10 protein-coding genes are annotated in these 19,447 nt (G+C 40.8%); all 10 read right to left on the bottom strand.

Annotated elements, in window-relative coordinates:
• Positions 1-48: 48 nt before the first annotated feature.
• Positions 49-7,338: an alpha-L-fucosidase gene (locus tag QM382_RS07575; protein ID WP_414272917.1), complete on the bottom strand. Its 7,290-nt coding sequence runs from the start codon at positions 7,336-7,338 to the stop codon at positions 49-51.
• Between the two features lie 311 nt (positions 7,339-7,649).
• Positions 7,650-8,534 carry an ROK family protein gene (locus QM382_RS07570; RefSeq protein WP_414272916.1) on the bottom strand — a complete coding sequence of 295 codons (885 nt, stop codon included), beginning with the start codon at positions 8,532-8,534 and terminating at the stop codon, positions 7,650-7,652.
• Between the two features lie 15 nt (positions 8,535-8,549).
• Positions 8,550-9,467: a dihydrodipicolinate synthase family protein gene (locus QM382_RS07565; protein ID WP_414272915.1), complete on the bottom strand. Its 918-nt coding sequence runs from the start codon at positions 9,465-9,467 to the stop codon at positions 8,550-8,552.
• A 164-nt stretch (positions 9,468-9,631) separates the two neighbouring features.
• A complete protein-coding gene (locus QM382_RS07560) occupies positions 9,632-10,282 on the bottom strand; it encodes a YesL family protein (RefSeq protein ID WP_004250816.1) in 651 nt (216 codons plus the stop codon).
• 20 nt (positions 10,283-10,302) lie between these two features.
• On the bottom strand, positions 10,303-10,755 hold the full coding sequence (locus tag QM382_RS07555; protein WP_263394386.1) for a YhcH/YjgK/YiaL family protein: 453 nt from the start codon (positions 10,753-10,755) through the stop codon (positions 10,303-10,305).
• A gap of 545 nt (positions 10,756-11,300) precedes the next feature.
• The gene (locus QM382_RS07550; protein ID WP_004250812.1) at positions 11,301-12,140 is read right to left on the bottom strand and encodes a carbohydrate ABC transporter permease; all 840 of its coding nucleotides are present in this window, start codon (positions 12,138-12,140) and stop codon (positions 11,301-11,303) included.
• Between the two features lie 16 nt (positions 12,141-12,156).
• On the bottom strand, positions 12,157-13,023 hold the full coding sequence (locus QM382_RS07545; protein ID WP_053092415.1) for a carbohydrate ABC transporter permease: 867 nt from the start codon (positions 13,021-13,023) through the stop codon (positions 12,157-12,159).
• Between the two features lie 237 nt (positions 13,024-13,260).
• Positions 13,261-14,577: an ABC transporter substrate-binding protein gene (locus QM382_RS07540; protein ID WP_414272914.1), complete on the bottom strand. Its 1,317-nt coding sequence runs from the start codon at positions 14,575-14,577 to the stop codon at positions 13,261-13,263.
• 116 nt (positions 14,578-14,693) lie between these two features.
• Positions 14,694-15,392: an N-acetylmannosamine-6-phosphate 2-epimerase gene (locus tag QM382_RS07535; RefSeq protein WP_006152943.1), complete on the bottom strand. Its 699-nt coding sequence runs from the start codon at positions 15,390-15,392 to the stop codon at positions 14,694-14,696.
• A 292-nt stretch (positions 15,393-15,684) separates the two neighbouring features.
• The gene (locus QM382_RS07530) at positions 15,685-19,389 is read right to left on the bottom strand and encodes an SIALI-17 repeat-containing surface protein (RefSeq protein WP_414272913.1); all 3,705 of its coding nucleotides are present in this window, start codon (positions 19,387-19,389) and stop codon (positions 15,685-15,687) included.
• Between the last annotated feature and the right edge of the window lie 58 nt (positions 19,390-19,447).

Below are 19,447 nucleotides of genomic sequence, written 5' to 3'. Positions count from 1 at the left end.
GGACTCCCTTTTTTAGTGTTTAAAACACTTTCTTTGATTTAGTCTCTGCTAATCCTTCATATCTTTTTTGAAGAAGAATAGCATCATTCCTGAAACAAGAGTGAGGGCAGGCAAGAGAGCTGAACTTACTTCTTCTCCTGTTGCCGGCAACTGTTTGCTAGCAGAATCTGCTACAGTTCCCTTCGCTTCTGCTAAAGGCTTATCTTCTCCCATAGGTTGTGGAGCAGGAGTTTCTACATTTGCTGGTGCACTTGGTTGAGCTGCATCCTTGTACACTACCGCATAGACACCTAGGTGTGGAGCTACAAATTCAAGTGCTGAACCCTTCTGTTCAAACTTCACTTCCTGCAATTCTTGATTTGCATTCATAGCATAGACATTGGCTACATCAGACGCCACAGCAACTTGAATAAGGGCTGCACCTTTCAATTTAACAGGTTCGCCTTTCTCATTCTTCAATTGAATTTGATAAGCATCGAAACGGCGACCTTCCAAGACCTGGTTAGCAACCTTATCGACCTCTAGAACAGAACCACCATTGAGGTCCCCTTCTCGAGCAATCAGTTTCAAGTTTGTTGATGAATCTTTCAAGACCTTCAATGTGCTATCAGTTGATGGACTTTCTTCCTTGGTTCCAACTTCGACAATGCGGTCTTGGGCTTCCTCACGTTCAACCTTAAGAACCTTACGGTTGTCACCATCGACTTCTACATAAGTCGTTACTTGTCCGTCTTTTCCTTCAGAAACGACTTGTTCCTTACCTTTAGCTAAATCAGCATTCTCACGGCGAACAGTCTTGAAGGCGATTGGTTCTTTCTCTACTTTTAGATTTGGTAGATTAAAGTCCAAATTCATAACGCCTTCTGTCGGCATAGCAGTTCCTTCTTGAGTACCTACTTCAACGATGCGGTCTTGAGCTTCCTCACGTTCAACCTTAAGAACCTTACGATCGCTGCCGTCAACTTCTACATAGGTCGTTACTTGTCCGTCTTTTCCTTCAGAAACGACTTGTTCCTTACCTTTAGCTAAGAGAGAATTTTCACGACGAATAGTGTTGAAGGCAATCGGCTCTGTCGTTACTTCAAGGCTTGGTTGAGTTACACTCAATTCTTTAACACCTTCAGCTGGAAGATTTGAATGTTTCTCTTCCTCTTCTGGTTTGCTTGGCTCCTCTGGTCTTGCAGGCTCTTCTGGAGTAGGTTCCTCTTTTGGTGTCGCCTGAAGATTGTTGATAGATGTCAAAGCGTCTTGCAAGGCCTTATCTACTGCATCCTGAGTCTTTGCTTCTTCAATAGCAGCTAAGGCTTGTTCTGCTAGCTCAACGAGTTTTTTCTTAGCTTCCTTGTCATCACCCAACTCAGCAGTTTTACTTTTAATAGCTTCGGACAAGCTTGCCATAGCTTTATCGTAGTCAATCTTAGACTCTTCTGGTTTGCTTGGTTCTTCTGGTTTTGCAGGTTCTTCCGGCTTGCTTGGTTCCTCTTTCGGAGCCGCTTGAAGCTGATTGATAGATGTCAAAGCGTCTTGCAAGGCTTTTTCAACAGCATCTTGAGTCTTCGCTTCTTCAATAGCAGCTAAGGCTTGTTCTGCTAGTTCAACTAGTTTCTTCTTAGCTTCCTTGTCATTACCCAACTCAGCTGTTTTACTTTTAATGGCTTCGGACAAGCTTGCCATAGCTTTATCGTAGTCAAGCTTAGGCTCTTCTGGTTTGCTTGGTACCTCTGGCTGTGTTGGTTCTTCTGGTTTTGCTGGCTCTTCTGGTTGTGTTGGTTTTTCTGGAGCTGGCTCCTCTTTTGGAGTTGCTTGAAGCTCATTGATAGATGCCAAAGCTGCTTGCAAGGCCTTATCTACTGCATCCTGAGTCTTAGCTTCTTGGATAGTTGCAAGAGCTTGTTCTCCAAGTTCAACGAGTTTTTCCTGAGCAGCTACATCATCGGCAAGTTCTGTTGCTTTTTTCTCGATAGCTTCAGTCAAATCTGCAATTGCCTTATGGTAGTCAACTTTAGACTCTTCTGGTTTTGATGGTTCCTCTGGCTGTGCTGGTTCTTCTGGAGCTGGCTCCTCTTTCGGAGTCGCCTGAAGACTGTTGATAGATGCCAAAGCTGCTTGCAAGGCCTTATCTACTGCATCCTGAGTCTTAGCTTCTTGGATGGCTGTCAAGGCTTGCTCTGTTAATGCAACTAGCTTCTTCTTAGCTTCCTTGTCATCACCGAGCTCAGCTGTTTTTCTTTCAATTGCTTCTGTTAGACTTGCCATAGCCTTGTCATAGTTTGGTTCTTCTGGCTGTTTTGGTTCTTCTGGAGCCGGCTCCTCTTTCGGAGTCGCTTGAAGCTGATTAATTGATGCTAAAGCAGCTTGCAAGGCCTTATCTACTGCGTCCTGAGTCTTAGCTTCTTGGATGGCTGTCAAGGCTTGCTCTGTTAATGCAACTAGCTTCTTCTTAGCTTCCTTGTCATCACCGAGCTCAGCTGTTTTTCTTTCAATTGCTTCTGTTAGACTTGCCATAGCCTTGTCATAGTTTGGTTCTTCTGGCTGTTCTGGTGTTGGCGTATCATCTGTGCCATAATTTTCTTCCTTATCTAGGATCGTTTGCAAAGCTGTTGCTGTTTTCAGAACTTCTTGTGCATTGGCATCACTTGCTGAAAGTTGCTTAGACAATTTATCCAAGTTTGACTTGAAGGCTTGACGTGCCTCTGGAGTATTCTTCAAGCTTGTCTGGTCAAACTTAACCAACTCATCCTTCCAGCTCTTCATGGCTTGGATTAACTCTGCTTTGGTATAAAGAGCACTATCTTCACCATGAGTGATGAACTGGTCAACTTGGATACCAATATTTCTCGTAGTATCATTACGTTTTGGATCCAATTGCAAGGTTACAGCATGCCAACCTTCTTCGAGTCCAGTCAAACGAACGAGAGTCTGACCACCTTGACGGGTAGTAGCTGTACCACTGAAGTATTTCTTACCATTGTATTCAGACGCATTCCCTAAGCCATCTTGATACTCAAGTTCTTTACCATCTAGAGTAACCTTGTAGATACCATGTCCAGGATCAACAAAACCTTTGATTTCAAGACCTGTTCCGTAGAAGTAGGCTGTTACACTAGCATTTTTCTTTTGCTCGTCATTCAATCGACCGAATGATGCCCAAGACTCAGTGTTTTGGTATTTACCTGAAGAATTGGTTTCATGGTTCCAACCTGGGCTATAGTCAAGCTGAGTTGCTTGATCGTCATAGCTTGTCTGGTCTTTTTGGAGTAGTTCTGCCTTCATCACTCGAATCGTAGCTTCTGAAGCAAAACCAAGAAGGGCATTGTCAGAAACGCTAGTCATTTTCACTTTGAAGTCAAAGATTGAATCAGCTTGTTCTGTAAAGTCGATAGTTGGGATAGTGATTGTTTTCTCAGTTTCACCATCTTGGAAAGTCAAGTCAACTGTTGTGTCCTTGTACACTTTACCATGAACCCCTGTTCCTGGTTCTGTTACAACATGGACTGTTGCTGTTCCTTTGCTACCACCAACACGTTTGATGGTTACAGTAACTGGTTGGCCTTTTTGAACTTCATAGGTAGTTTCTTTCATCTCAAACATACCTTTGCCGGCATTGTTAAGAGTGTAGATACCTTCAGTCGCAATAGGTTTACCAGTCTTGTTAACAAGTTTGATGGTATGTTCACCTGGAGCCAAATCATCTGTTTCATAAACCATCTGGCTACGTTTACGAGATGCATTATTGGTTTGCACGTCTGCAACCTTCTGACCATCTACGTAAACTGACATTTCACCGTGGTTTGGATCCACTGTAGATACTACATATGCTTTTGTTCCAGTGAAGCGGTAGGTTACACTTGCATCTTTTTGGTTTGTCCACATAGATGTTCCGCGGATACCTTCAGATTCGTCATACCAAGTTGTATTTTCTTTATCAGCTGTTGTATTTGAATGGTAATCCAATCCTAGAGGGTAGCCGTCTGTTTTCTCAATACTGCTTGGTGTCTTATAAACAGAGAAGTTTGTCAAAATAGGTGTCGCTTGTGCACCAGTAATGGTCACGCGAATTTTTTGTGCTTCTACTGGTTGACCTTGGATAAGGCGACGATAACCAACAGTTGACCCTTCACCGTATGGTACCCAACGTCCATTGAGCTCAACTTCAACCTTGAAGCCAGAGATACGTTGACCTTTAGCGATATCTTCTTTGAGTTCGACTACGTCAAAGCGTCTCTTTTGACCAAGATCGACAGTGAATTCACCTGTCTTAGCATCATTTGCTAGTGCCCAGCTCGTATCATCCTTACCATCTGTTAGGTGGCTTGCTTGATACAAGTGATTCTTACGAGTAGAGCTTGCAGTAACTGTTGCACCCTTAGCGAAGTCAGTCGCATACATTTGATCCAATGTTGCTCGGAATTCTTGCAAGCGAGCGACATCTGCATCTGCGAATCTACCTTCTTTATTTGGTGGAATATTGAGTAGAAGTGGCGTTCCACGACCAACAGACTTGAAGTAAATATCCATCAAATCTTTGATTGATTTTGGTTGTTGATTGTCATGGTAGAACCAACCTGAACGGATAGAAACGTCTGCTTCACCGACTGAGTACATATCTCCTTCTGGATCCCCATGATTGAGATAATCATTCTTCACATCGTCGGTGATTTTAGCTTTCTTGACTTTATGCCAAACTGGATCTCCAGCGATTCCACGTTCATTACCAATCCAACGTACGCTTGTCGGTTGAGCAGAGAAGATAGCGATATCCCCTTCAGCTTTCTTGATGTACTCGAACCACTTGTCAAAGGTATAGGTTACTTTTTGAGCTCCACTACCACGCGCACCGTCCATCCATACTTCGATGAATTTACCATTATTCCCGTATTTAGGATTGCCAAGGATTTCCTTGAGTTGGTTAAGGTAGTATTCGTTGTACTCTTTTTCAGTATTCACGTGATAGTTTGGATTATTTGCATCCCATGGTGATAGGTACACACCCATATTCATGTCATACTTAGTTGCTGATTTTGAGATTTCTTCAAGAAGGTCACCCTTACCATTTTTCCATGGACTAGCAGCTACGGTATGTTTTGTGTATTGAGAAGGATAGATGACAAATCCGTCATGGTGTTTAACGACCATAATTGTTCGTTTGAATCCGGCATCCTTCAATGTCTTAATCCACTGGTCTGTATCAAGGTTAGTCGGGTTAAAGTTTTGAGGATTTTCTCTACCGTTCCCCCACTCAGAGTTAGTATAGGTATTCATACCATAGTGGATGAAGGCAGCCAATTCTTCCTTGTGGTAGTCCAACTGAGCCTTGCTTGGAAGTGGACCGTAAGCAGCAATTTCAGTTTCTTCATCTTTTGGATCAACCACTGGAGTTACAGGAATTGCTGGTTTTGGATCTTCAATCTTTTCGTATTCAAAAATAACTTCATTCACCCCTTTATGCTTGATAGTTGCTTCTTGACTTGCATTGACTGCACGATAACCTGCAATTTCTTTAGCTTGGAATTTATGAACAAAGGAAACATCGTATTCTTTACCTTCGTTATTGTCCACATCTGCAGTCGTCAACTCTTTATCAGAGTCTTTCAAGCGATAGTGAACCTCAAAGGAACCTTTGTTAACTTTATAGACTACTTTAATGACACGAGTTCCTGCGGGAGCCTTGCTCACAACACTATGATCCTCATCCCAAGCGTCTTTCAATTGTTTATTGACTGGAGAATCACCAATTGAAACAATCTCATATTTTTCTTTATTCTTCTTGTAGAAATCTGTTTTTTCAATCTCCGATTTGTAGTTATAATTGAATTGTGCTCCAACTTCTGCCCTGTCTACAAAAGTATCGTTTTCTTTGACTGGGTTATCATTTTGGTCCACATGTTCGATAACAACTCGTCCATAGTCAACACCTTCAACTAGGGTCGCAAGTCCACTATTATCAAAGGCATACTTGTTTCCACCGATGACAGCTGTGGTATTTCTGAGTAATTGTCCTTTTGAATCAAAGTAATAGCGATTATCGTTGTCCCCTTGATACCAGCCTTCTTTGACACCGTATTTTTCAATGATGCCTTTAGCCCATGCTAGTTGTTCTGGAGACAAGACCAGACCTCCACCAAAGCGATCTTTTTCAGCAATGTTCATATTGTCAACAGTACCACGTTGGTGAATTCCGATGACTTTGCCATCACCGTTGATAATACCGCCACCAGAAAGGCCTGATACAGAAGTCAAACGATAGGTAACACCTACTGTTCCCTTATCATCATATTTTTCAGTACCTTTAACAACACCGTCAGCCTTATACAACTGTCCTGGAACAATCGGCTCCTTCAATTCTGGTGAGCTTGAATCTGTAGGATAACCAATGGTACTAACAGGTTCTCCAGCTTTGTATTCCCGATGCTCTGCCAGAGGAGTGAAGGTTGCGGCCTTATTTGGACTAGCGATTTGAAGTGGAACAGGTGCTACGACCAAGGCTAGGTCATTCTTGTAACCTTCACCAAACTTATCTTTATTCCAAAAATGGATATCCTTTTCCTTGAAAATAACCGTCTTCCCTGAGTTTGGTAGAGATCTGACCTTTGGACTATTTGAACCGACATTGTAGTAGAATTTAGCAGTATCACCACCACGGATAGATCCCGCATTGGTATCCGCATCCTTGACTAAGAAGTTGTGTGCTACTGTCAAGATAATATTTGGTGCAACAAAGATACCAGAGCCAGAATTGAGATAATCCTGCTTCCCACCATTTGCAAGTGGAGAGCTAAAAATGCTATAAACCATAGTCGCAGATGTAGCTGGTTGTCCTTCATAGTCAATATGTTTGAGATCCTGACCACCATTGATAATGGCTCTATTTTCTTTCTCTCCTCCAGTTGCACTTGCTTCTTCAGCTTTTAGAATACTCTTAGTTTCTACTTTCGGGCTATCCTTTTCTGATACAATAGCTGAAGTATCAATTTTTTTCACTGGCGTATCAGGATAAGCACGGTCAGGAATTTCTTCTGGAAGTAAATCTCCAGCCTCTTCACTAGTTTTAGCCTCTTCTGTTACTTTTTCTGTAGCAGGAGCTGCTTGTTTAGCAACTTCTTCATTAACAGGACTCACTACTTCTTTAGTTTCCTTAACTGCTTCCGCTTTTTCTTTATCAACATCGATTACTTCTTTTGCTTGACCTTCTACTTCCAGTTTTGGCTCTGTCACAACTTCGTTAGCGGCAACATTTCCAGATGCAAAAAAAGCCAGTCCAACTGCCACAGAGGCTACACCAACCGTTAGTTTACGAATACTAAATATACGACTTCTTTCAAAAAAATACTGTTTCATCAAATTCTCCTAATGAACAAAAGCAGTCAGCTACTGCAAGAGCCCAGTTTCTCTGGCGACAATTCTATTTCTCAGTGCTACTTTAAAACTCCTCTTCCTCCCACTCTTATCTTCTGTTTAAATTCATTTTAGAAATCGCTTACATTTTTTCTGAATAAAAAAATGACTTGATTTTGCAAACGCTTTTTCGAGATTTCTCAGTATAATAAATATACTATATTATTCCAAGAAATGCAAGGACTTCCAAAGTTTTATTAAAGTTTTACCTAACTTTTTTCCTGCCAAAAAAAACCTAAATTGGCAAAGCCAATTTAGGACTGTTTGGTTCTGAAATGATAATATGCTCCGAGCATACCAGCAGTATTCTGATGGTGGGCAAATTCAAGTCGAGTCTTGTCTGCCAAACTTGGAACAAGCGAATCTTTCAAAGCCTTACGGATTTTTGGTTTTAGGATGGCTTCCTGTCCCATGATGCCTCCACCAAGAATGACAACTTCTGGATTGGCAACATAACAAATATTAGCCAGACCCTTACCAAGGTAATCCACCATACGGTCAATCCCCTTCATACAGAGTTTATTGCCTTCAGTAGCTTCTTTGAAAATTCTGCGACCGTTCCACTGTTCCACTTCATCTCCATGTGCGTCTGCTACATACTTAACAAGAGCTGTCGTAGACGCTAAATCCTGGAAAGCTCCATCTTGCATGTGCAGATAACCAACCTCACAGGCAGAATTACTAAAGCCATGGAAAACTTGTCCATCAATGATTAAGCAACCACCGATACCAGTCCCAATTGTCAAGCAAAGGGTAATACTTGCACCTTTTCCTGAACCAGAGACAGCTTCAGCAAGCCCTGCACAGTTGACATCGTTTTCAATTTCACAAGGAATATTAAAGCTAGCTTCAATTTCCTTTTTAAATTGGGTTCCGGCATAATTTGGAATCTGTGGACCAGCATAGAAAATTTCACCCTTATCAGGATCAACCATTCCCGCTGAGGAAATGGCTACACCTGACACTGGTCCTTTTTCTAGATAGCTAGCTACGATATCTTTTGTTTTCTGTAAGATGTGTGGACCACCCTTATGAGCCTCAGTCGCTACTTCGTTAGACTCTACAAGTTGTCCATCTTGGTCAATTAAACCGTATTTGATATTAGTTCCACCAATATCAATTGCAACGTAATTAGTCATAAAGCCTCCTATTGATTAGAGGAAACGCTCCTTAGTTTCACGAATCAATTGAGCAGCTGCTTCTACAACTGGACGATCTTCTTCGGTCACTGGTGTAAGTGGAGAACGAACTGATCCGATATTAAGCCCTTCATTGATTTTCAAGACTTCTTTAATCACACAGTACATATTACCATGAGCTGCAGTCAATTTACCGATGATAGCGTTGATAGCGTATTGCAATTCGCGCGCTGTTTCTAGTTCTTTATCTGCAATCAATTGGTTGAGTTTCAAGAAGAGTTCTGGCATAGCACCATAAGTGCCACCGATACCAGCTTTTGCTCCCATGAGACGTCCGCCTAGGAATTGTTCGTCTGGACCGTTAAAGACGATATGGTCATCGCCACCAAGGCTAACGAATGTTTGGATATCTTGAACTGGCATTGAAGAGTTTTTAACACCGATAACACGTGGGTTCTTCAACATTTCTGTGTAAAGACTTGGAGTCAAAGCAACACCAGCCAATTGAGGAATGTTATAGATGACATAGTCTGTATTTGGTGCAGCAGCACTGATGTCGTTCCAGTATTTTGCAACTGAGTATTCAGGTAAGCGGAAGTAAATTGGTGGGATTGTTGCAATAGCATCTACTCCCAAGCTTTCTGCATGACGAGCAAGTTCGATACTGTCTTTAGTATTGTTACATGCCACGTGAGCAATGATAGTCAACTTGCCTTTAGCAACTGCCATCACTTCTTCCAAGATCAATTTGCGGTCTTCTACGCTTTGGTAGATACATTCACCTGAAGAACCATTGACATAAAGCCCTTGAACACCTTTATCAATAAAGTATTGCACCAAGGCACGAGTACGTTCTGGGCTTACTTCACCCGCATCATCATAACATGCGTAGAAGGCAGGAATGACACCTTCATATTTTTTTAAATCTGACATAGATTTCTCCTAAGATTTCTTATTTTCTGCACTGAGCAGATGATTTTTTACTATTTTAGTATACACCTTGTAAAAAGCGCTTTCAATATATCTCAGCCACTTAGATTTTAATTTCTATTCATCTCCCATAGCTTTTCTTGTTTGAAAGTAGTTTCATATCGTTTTCAATCTGCTTGATATTTAGCAAACAATTTTTCCATTAATCCAGCTTGGCAAAAGGCAAGTAGACCAAAACCAAAGAGTAGAAATGCTGAACCACCAAGCACTAGAGTAAAGCCTGATAGATAGAGAAGCATAATGATTAACAAAATAATCGCAAGCATCAAGAAGAACCAAACGAAGTTAAAACTGACCAAAAGTAAGCCCTTTTGGAGCACTTCTTTCCAAGTTAATTCATAGCGTGCAGCAATTGGATAGCTAGCCAACATAACTAGTGTTAAAAATATCAGAATTCCCAAACAAATAGCTTTAATGAGTTGAAAGGCAACTCCAGTTTGACTCCAAAATAGTGATAAGTCAACCACACTGATTAAAAAGATTCCTAATTCCAGCAATCCTAACTGAAAACCTAATTTCAAATTTTGCTTAAAGGCTCTAATGTAGATTTTGAAAACAGGAATACGACGGCTGCGTTTCACTTCAAAGATTGTCTGATAGAGACTGATTTTAGCTACTCCAATAGTCACAATAGGCAAACAAGACACAACAAAGAGTAGGTTAACCGTCACGATATCTAACACTTTCTCACAAAAACGCATCAGAAAGTTATCCGTATCAAATGCCGCTTTTATCAATCCAGATCCTTTATGTGCCATTGTTTGCTCCTCCTAACTGACTAATCGATTAAAATTTTAAATAAATATTTGCGAACTGTATCTTCCATACCTGCATAACCGTTAGGCTGATGAGGTTCTCCTGGGAAGAAAACTGCAAAATTGTGATATCCCAACAAAAGTGGGTATTGTTCGTGACAATGAACAAAGCCAATATCACTGGCTTCATCAAAGGCTACAGCCTCATCTTTGATGCGAGAACCGTAGCTAGAATACTCATGTCCTTCAACTAACAAATGCAAATCTGCATAGTTTTTATGATGCTCAAAGCGATCATTTTCTTCTTTGTTGAGAACATTTTCCTGTACAACTAGAAAGACCTTATCCCCATCAATATCGTATTTACCTAATTCAAAAGTATCCTTACGATGCTCATAGAGATAATCTATAGCTTTGTCCAGATTTGGGTGAATTCCCTTGTAAAAGCTAATGTTTTTTAAATCATCAAAAATCATAGTAATTTCCTTCGCTTCTGATGCTTATTTCTAATTTGATTTATCTTTTTATAATTTCCCTTAAATAGTGCGGACGGAAGGTAAAATTATCCAGTGGATGATTTTAGAAAACCATGAAATGAAAGACCTAATTTTTGAGCTCCTCGCTCATTCATTTCTAAGCTCAGGCTAAAATAGTTCCCCGAACTATTTTACTCTCAAAAACTCCGTCCAAGATAAGTACAACATACTTATCTTGAATACCACTAAGATGGAAAATAACTATTCTAAATAGTATCTAAAAAGTCAAAAATTAAGTTTATAAGTGTCTAACAAAACTTCCTGAAGTAACCAACTCCTCTCCATTTTGTAGACACTTATAATACTATATCGTTTTCAATAAATAGATTTTCCTATTCTCGATTAAAAATGAAGAGCAAACTAGGAAGCAATCCGCAGGCTGCTCAAAACACAGTTTTGAGGTTGTAGATAAGACTGACGAAGTCAGTGCCAATATCTACGGCAAGGAGTCGCTGACGCGGTTTGAATTCAATTTTCGCAGAGTATCATCCTTTGACAGCTCCCATAGTAATACCTTGAGTGAAGGATTTTTGGAAGACAAGGAAGACTGTTACGATTGGCACAGCTGCAAGAGCAGCCCCTGCCATAATTAAACCATAGTTGGTTGCCATCTCGGCCTGCATAGTCGCAACCCCGAGCGAGATGGTCAAGTTGTTACGAGATGTCAACATAACCAACTGCATGAAGTAGTCATTCCATGTATTGATGAAGGTAAAGATTGCAAGAGCTGCAAATCCTGGTTTCACAATAGGGAAGGCTACGCTCCAGAAAGTACGAATCTCACCACATCCATCGATTTTAGCAGATTCGAGCAATTCTGTTGGAATGTTTTCACTGAACTGTTTCATGAGGAAGACCCCAAATGGCCATCCGATCAAAGGCAAGATAACCGCCCAAAGAGTGTCATGGATTCCCATGAAGTTGACGATACGTACCAATGGTACAAGGACAACTTGTTTTGGAAGAGCCATGGCAGCGATAAAGATAGCGAAGAGAATGCGTTGTCCATAGAAACGTTTCTTAGCCAATACATAACCTGCTAGTGAAGAGGTTGCACAAACCAAGAACATTGTTACCAATGAAATGAAGACTGAGTTCCACATCCATTGCAAGGCTGGGTTTTGAACCATCAATTGTTGGAAGTTCTCCATTGTTGGAGCTTTAGGGAACCATTGTGGTGGAATCATAATGGTATCTGGTTGTGATTTGAATGCACCTGTCAAAATCCAGTAGAATGGAAAGATAAACAGTACAGTCAATAAAAGCAAGAAGATAGTTGAAATAACAGTGAAGGCTGTTAAAGGTTTCTTTTGTGTAGATTGCATAGCTGTCTCCTTTCTATTAATATTCTACGTCGTTTCCAAGTACTTTAAATTGAACAAAGCTGACGATAGCGATCATAACTGCCAAGAATACACCAATAGTATTGGCATAACCATACTCAGTCAATTGGAAGGCTTTCTCATATAGGTAGTACATAAGTGTACTTGTTGAGTAGTTTGGACCACCGGAAGTCAAAAGCTGAATCAAAGCGAAACACTGGAATGAGTTGATTGTTGTAATGATTGCGATATAAAGAGTTGTTGGAAGGAGGCTTGGCCATTTAATCTTCCAGAAAACTTGTAACTCAGTAGCTCCGTCGACACGCGCCGCTTCTACAAGTGAGTTATCAATATTACCCATTGCAGCGATGTAAAGGATGATTGGCTGACCAACTGAGGTTGTCAAAAGAATAATCATAATCGCCATCAAAGCCCAGTTTTTATCACCCAACCAAGAAATGTTTTGGCTAATGATATGGCTTGACTTAAGCACGAAATTCAAAATACCTGATAGAGGATCATAAATCCATTTCCATACAACCGTTACGGCAACACTACCCGTTACAACAGGAAGGAAGAATACGAAACGATAGAAGGATCTAGCAACTGCATTTTGTTGGTAAGTTTGTGATGCCACAAATAGTGAGAAGAGTACAACGACTGGTACAGATCCGATAACTAAGATTACGGTATTAATCAAAGATTTTGTAAAGACAGGGTCTTTAAACATGCGGATGTAGTTGTCAAGTCCCACAAACTCAAAGCTAGTCATCGAGTAGTTAAAGAAACTAGTGATGAATCCCATGATCATTGGAGCTAGGACAAAGACGGTAAAGAAGATTAATACTGGTGCTAAGAAGGCATAAGAAACAATTGTTTCTCTCATGCGAATTTTATTGACTTTCACAGTCGGCACCTCACTTTCAAATAGTTTTTGTTTTTTTGATTGTTGTCTGACATTGATGTAAAATCAAAATGAAATTTTTTCCAAGAAAAGCCTATGTAAGAACTTCATTTTAATTTTGACCTGTCAGTTCCTTACATTTTTTAAACAAAACTCCCCCTTTTCGTACACAGATGTGCACAGGGAAAAGGGGGGATTTTACTTTTTATTTAGGGCTTATTATTTAGCTGCTTTTTTGATTGTTTCATTCGCTTTTTCAGTGAATGTTTTCAAAGCTGCAGCAGGTTCTTCGTCACCATTAGATACTGATTGAAGCATTGGGAACCATAGAGTTCTCATTTCAGCAAATCCATCGATTGTGTTGTAGTATGGAGAGTAGTATTTAGTCCAACCACTGATTGTTTCCATACGTTTATCGTCGTAAAGTTTACCAAATGAAGTACGAACTGGGAATGCTCCTGTACGAACTACGTCTTTAGGACCCCACTCTTTATCATCAGCGATGAATTGGATGAATTTCTTAGCTGCAGCAACTTTCTTTTCATCCTTGTTGTTGAATACTGCAAATCCGTTTACAAGGTATTCAAGAGCTGGTTTACCAGAATCAGATGGGAATGGAACTTCTACCACTTCAACTTTACTTGCTTCCAATAATTTAGCTTGGATACCGTTTTGAGCTGGTGCCCAAAGGATTGTGTATGATGTTTGACCATTTGCAAAGTTTTGGATGTCTGCACCACCGTCAAATTGTGAACCGTTGTTCAACAAACCGTCTTTGATCCAGCTAGATGCTTTTTCAAGACCTTTAACGAATTTAGGATCGTCAGTTGTGTATTTAGTTACTTCTTTATCAGTTACAGATCCGCCATAAAGGTTAGCGATGAAGGCACGTGTTCCTTGGTCTCCCCCTTGACCTGAACTGAACAATGAACCTGGTGTGTAGCCTTTATCTTTAAGCGCTTTCAAAACTTTTTCGAAGTCATCTGTTGTCCAACCTTCTTTTACAAGGTTTGCAACTCCTGCGTCTTCCAACATTTTCTTGTTCATAGCCATGTAGAATGGTGCAGAACTGATTGGATACATGTAAGCTTTATCGCCTGCTTTACTTGCTTGGATGATGTTTTCGTTGTTAACATCTTTCACAAATTCGTCTGTAAAGAGGTCATTCAACTCAGCCAATTTACCATTTTTACCGTAATTAATGATACGACCTGGTGCATCGAAAAGTACATCTGGAGCAGTTCCAGCTTCAATAGCTGTCGTAATTTTTTCTGGACCAGATTTGAAGTCGATTGTTTCTAGTTTAACTTTGATATCTGGGTTTGCTTTTTCGAAAGCTTCGATGATAGATTTTTCATAAGTTCCTACACCGTCACCAGATTTTTCTTGAGTGAAGACTGGGAAAGCCCACCAAGTGATTTCAGTTTGTCCTGCATCACTTGCAGCGTCTTTTTTAGCGTCTGATTTGCCACAAGCAGCAAGAGATAGGACAGCAGCACCCGCAAGTACTGTACAAGCTAGTTTTCTAAATTTCATTAGTATTCTCCTAAATGATGATAAGCGTATCCGAAACGGATAATGAGTATTGACAACTTTGTATACGTTTACATTTTGTTTTACTAATCAACCACTCTCCTCGTGTTTTAATTGTCTTATTTGAGACCCGCAACAAAGCGTTCCGTGATCTCTTTTGGTCTAGTAATAGCGCCACCAACTACGATGCCTCGCACTCCGTAACCTAGGATTTGCTTAGCCTGTTCTGGTGTGTGAATCTTACCTTCTGCGATGACGTCTACTCCTGCATCACAAAGTTTCTTAATCAATTCAAAGTCTGGACCATCCACTTTCGGGCTATAAGATGTGTAGCCTGACAAGGTTGTTCCAACAAAGTCAATTCCTGCTTCAACTGCTGTAAGCCCTTCTTCAAAGGTACTTGTGTCAGCCATCAAGAGTTGATTTGGGTATTTTTCTTTGATTTGACGGATGAATTCTTGAATTTCCAAGCCATCATGGCGTTCTCTCTTGGTACAATCAAGAGCAATCACCTCAATATCTAGAGCCGCTAGTTCATCAACTTCTTTCATAGTAGCAGTGATGAACGGTTCCTGTGGTGGATAATCACGTTTGATAATTCCGATAATCGGAAGATTTGTAACCTCTTTGATTTCCTTAATATCCCGAACACTATTTGCTCGGATACCGACTGCTCCACCCTGCTCAGCCGCTTTGACTAGCAAGGGCATTACACCTCCCGCTTCTGTATAAAGCGGTTCATGAGGAAGTGCCTGACAAGAAACGATGATTCCATCTTTAATCTGCTCAATCAAAGCTTCTTTACTGATCTGTGGCATCTACTTTCCTCCTTTTCTTTTTTCTTATGAGCCTATTATATATCATTTTTAAAGCGCTTTCAAGAACTTGTGCTAGAATAGATTGAAGTTTCAAAACAATTTTATGAAACAGAATCTCCTGAAAGTAGTTTCAGGGAGAACTGCCCGAGTTAAATTCTCCTTTCATCCGCTTATTTCTACTAGAATATTCGCTTTCTGCAAACAAAAGAGCCTGTAACGAATGAACGTTACAGACCCTTCTAATATAAGTCTAAACCTTTTTTATAGAGACTTTTTAGATTCAATGTTGCCATTAATCTTCTTTTTTCTTAGCCATTCCAAACAAGCCGAGAAGCATTCCAACCATTCCTACAGATACTAGAGGAGTAGAAACCTCACTTCCTGTTGCAGGGAGGGTTGGTTGTTGTGGTTGAGCTGCTGGAGCTTGATATGTCTTGTCTTGCTGTGCTACTAAAGTGACAAGCGGTTTTTCTTCAACCTTATATTCCGGAAGTTCGTTTTTGGCTGCTTCGACTGCATTTACTCCGCCTGTGAATTCTGGAAGTTCATGCTTAAGGACTTGAACTGCATTTGCTCCACCTGTGAATTCTGGAAGCTCATTTTTGAGCGCTTCAACTGCATTTACTCCGCCTGTGAATTCTGGAAGCTCATGAACTGCAGCTTCGACTGCATTGACACCACCTTCGAATTCTGGGATTTCCACCGTTGGTGCTGGTTCCTCACCTGCTGTTCCAATAGCTTCTGTGTACTCAGGTGCCTCTGTTACAGCCGCTTCCTCACCATTCACGCCACCTTCGAATTCTGGGACTTCTACAGTTGGTGCTGGTTCCTCACCTGCTGTTCCAATAGCTTCTGTATACTCAGGTGTCTCTGTTACAGCTGCTTCCTCACCATTTACGCCACCTGTGGATTCCGGAACTTCTACTGTTGGTGCTGGCTCGTCGCCCACTGTTCCAATAGCTTCTGTATACTCAGGTGTCTCTGTTACAGCCGCTTCCTCACCATTCACGCCACCTTCGAATTCTGGGACTTCTACAGTTGGTGCTGGTTCCTCACCTGCTGTTCCAATAGCTTCTGTATACTCAGGTGTCTCTGTTACAGCTGCTTCTTCGCCATTTACGCCACCTTCGAATTCTGGGACTTCATGAACTGCCGGTTCCCCTTTTGAGGTCTCCACTGGATTATATTCTGGAACTTCATGTACTGCCACTTCGTCACCATTGACGCCTCCAGTGAACTCTGGAACTTCATGAATGGCAGGTTCTTTACCATTAATTCCACCAGGGATTCCTGCATCTTCAAGGCTAACTGGCAAATTATGCATGCTCTCAATCGCACCATCAACTATCTCTGTAACTTCTTGGCCAATATCTTCTTTTTTGACAACAAATAGCAGTGTTTTTGTATCGTACTGAGTTAAGAAGGTTGCTAGGTTTCCATTCGCTAATTTTAGAACAGGAGCTTGGTTTACCAAGACTTCTGAATCAAATTCTAGTGCAACAATATTGTTACCCATATCTACTGCACTTTTTACTTTTGCTTTAGTTGGTGCAACCATATCTTTGCTCAAGAAATCCCAGTTGAATTTCTTATAAGACAAAGTATACTCATTTTGATTGGCATCTGCATGTTCATAAAGTAAGCCAAATTCACCATTCCCAAGATCTTGCAATGAGTTATAGGCAAATTTACCACTTTGAATTGGATTATGTTTAAGCCAAGTTAATTCTCCGTTAGCTTCCACACGTGCCAAGTGTACCAAACCGTTGTAACGTCCTGGTCCACCTGCGTTACTGAGGACGATATATTCCTTACCATCTTGTACAGTATGAATAGCTGACATTTGAACATAGACATCTTTGACATCTGAATAGCGTTTTACATCTTTTTCCCAGGTCGCTCCGCCATCTTTACTTGTTGCAACCTGCAAATCTCCTGTCAATCCACGCATGAAGAGTTTGAGGTCTCCGTTGTTCAACTGAACAACAGTTGACTCAGTATTTTGAGCACCTGGATTATTCATTGTTGAAGAGTGAATTGTTTGGTTACCTACTGGACGGTTATCATTGACTGCTTCACCTGCTTGCCAAGTTTCACCATGGTCATCTGAGTAAATAACACGTGAAGACTGAGAACCACTCAAGTAAGATACGTTATTTGTAGTATAGACTGGGATAACGAGACGACCTTTGTGAGGTCCTGAGTGCAAGGCAATCCCTGTACCAGGTCCAGTACCTAAGAAGTGCATCCAGTCCTTGCGAATACCGTATGTAATATCTTTAGGTGCAGACCATGTTTTCCCATCATCATCACTATAAGACATCCAGAGATAGTTGGTATTTGAAACTCTAAAGATATTCTTGTCACTGTATTCGAAATAGACATTACCAATCAGTTCTTCACCCTTGTATAGATCACCCTTATCGCTATAAGCTGGTTTTTTAGGATCAACTACAACACGGTATTCTGTTTTTCTATTTTCAGGGTCAAAAACTTCACCATTTTCACGGATAGTATAACGTCCCGCATCACCTTGTTTGTACAAGACTTGATAAACCTTATCTCCAATTTGCTCATAGGCTTGTGGAGCTTTCCCAGGAAGAGAGAACACTGCTTTCCCTTCAAGGAACATATCATAAATTGAGAAAATTCTCTTGGTTTTCGGATCTTGGACTAAAGCCATGTCAATATTAACCGGAGATGGCCATTCTGGATTTTTAGCTTTTTCATTGTCACGAGGATTAGAGATGGTAATTCTATCTCCCCATGTCTTCCCATTGTCATCACTACGACGAACAACCATACCAATATCACCCCAGTCAGAGTGATGCAAGCGTCTTTCATCCGTTCCGGCAATCAAGGTACCTTTATCTGTCTTTAGAAGTGCAGGTATACGGTAACTTGCAATACCATCTTTATTTGGCTTGCGGTTCACACCACCTTCAAATACATCTAACTTTTCAGTTACTTCTGCACCTTCAGGAAGTTTTTTCGCCAATTCACCTCTTTCAAAGAACTGGCTACGTTTTTTCACTTCTTCTGGAGAAAGGGTACGATCATAAATCGTTAAATTACGGACCTTAAGATTAGCGCCCCAATGGTTTTTGCCTTTACGTTTCAATGTACCAATTTGCATACGATTGACATCTGGCATGTCTTGGATGAAACGACCAGACTGAGGACTTGTTCGCGACAAGACACCATTTACATAGACGCGAACTTGACCATTTGGTTGGTCTGCATTTGGTCTTTCAACTGTAAAGGTTACAGAGTTCCACTCACCTGGCTTAATCTTCAAAGGAGCAGTTTTATAATCACCATAGAAATGTTTCCCATTGGCATCACGACCTTCAACGATAGCAGTGTTATTAAGGATTGCCATGGTGAAGTATTCATCTACTTTGGTATCACTAGAAACTGAGAAAAGACTGTATAAATTTGGTGCAGATGCATCTGGTTTGAACTCCATATGAATAGTCGCATTCTGAAGTTTTTTAACCTTGTCCAGCTCGTCTTTCATGTCAACTATTTGACCATTTGAAGGATTGGTTTCAACATCCTCTTTTTCAACGACAACATTGGCATTTTCTAATTCTCTTGCGTAGAAGTCACGTGGGACGCTACCAACTTCCTCATTCTCAGTTTCTGCTGCTGGAGTCTCTGCTGCTGGAGTCTCTGCTGGAGTTTCAGTTTCTGTTGGTTTTTCAGAACCTGGGTTTGCTTTCAGCTCTTCACGGTTTACTTCAGTTCCTTTATCCGTCGCTTTTGCCAACTTATCAGCAAGTTCCTTATCAAGATTTGCTAGATTTCCTGATTCTACTTCTTTTGGCAATTCTGGCAAAGCTTGTCCAGCTGTTTCACCACTGGTTGCTGGAGCTTCTTGAGCTAAAACTGGTGAAGCACCAAAAACAACTGCTCCAATGACTACTGATGCAGCTCCTACTGTAAATTTTCTAATCCCAAAACGTTGTTTCCGTTCAAAATCTCTCTGTGTCATATATTTCCTTCCATTTTCCACAAAAATAAAGCGCTTTCTTTTTTGCTTAAAAATTTTT

The organism is Streptococcus infantis (genome assembly GCF_047465185.1).
Lineage (GTDB): Bacteria > Bacillota > Bacilli > Lactobacillales > Streptococcaceae > Streptococcus > Streptococcus infantis_O.
The sequence above is the reverse complement of the archived record's forward strand: the minus strand, read 5'-3'. Positions and strand labels throughout refer to the sequence as shown.

Coding starts and splice junctions, on each gene's coding strand:
- QM382_RS07575 (WP_414272917.1), bottom strand. CDS start 7,338: ATGAAACAGTATTTTTTTGAAAGAAGTCGTATATTTAGTATTCGTAAA.
- QM382_RS07560 (WP_004250816.1), bottom strand. CDS start 10,282: ATGGCACATAAAGGATCTGGATTGATAAAAGCGGCATTTGATACGGAT.
- QM382_RS07570 (WP_414272916.1), bottom strand. CDS start 8,534: ATGACTAATTACGTTGCAATTGATATTGGTGGAACTAATATCAAATAC.
- QM382_RS07545 (WP_053092415.1), bottom strand. CDS start 13,023: ATGAGAGAAACAATTGTTTCTTATGCCTTCTTAGCACCAGTATTAATC.
- QM382_RS07530 (WP_414272913.1), bottom strand. CDS start 19,389: ATGACACAGAGAGATTTTGAACGGAAACAACGTTTTGGGATTAGAAAA.
- QM382_RS07540 (WP_414272914.1), bottom strand. CDS start 14,577: ATGAAATTTAGAAAACTAGCTTGTACAGTACTTGCGGGTGCTGCTGTC.
- QM382_RS07565 (WP_414272915.1), bottom strand. CDS start 9,467: ATGTCAGATTTAAAAAAATATGAAGGTGTCATTCCTGCCTTCTACGCA.
- QM382_RS07555 (WP_263394386.1), bottom strand. CDS start 10,755: ATGATTTTTGATGATTTAAAAAACATTAGCTTTTACAAGGGAATTCAC.
- QM382_RS07535 (WP_006152943.1), bottom strand. CDS start 15,392: ATGCCACAGATCAGTAAAGAAGCTTTGATTGAGCAGATTAAAGATGGA.
- QM382_RS07550 (WP_004250812.1), bottom strand. CDS start 12,140: ATGCAATCTACACAAAAGAAACCTTTAACAGCCTTCACTGTTATTTCA.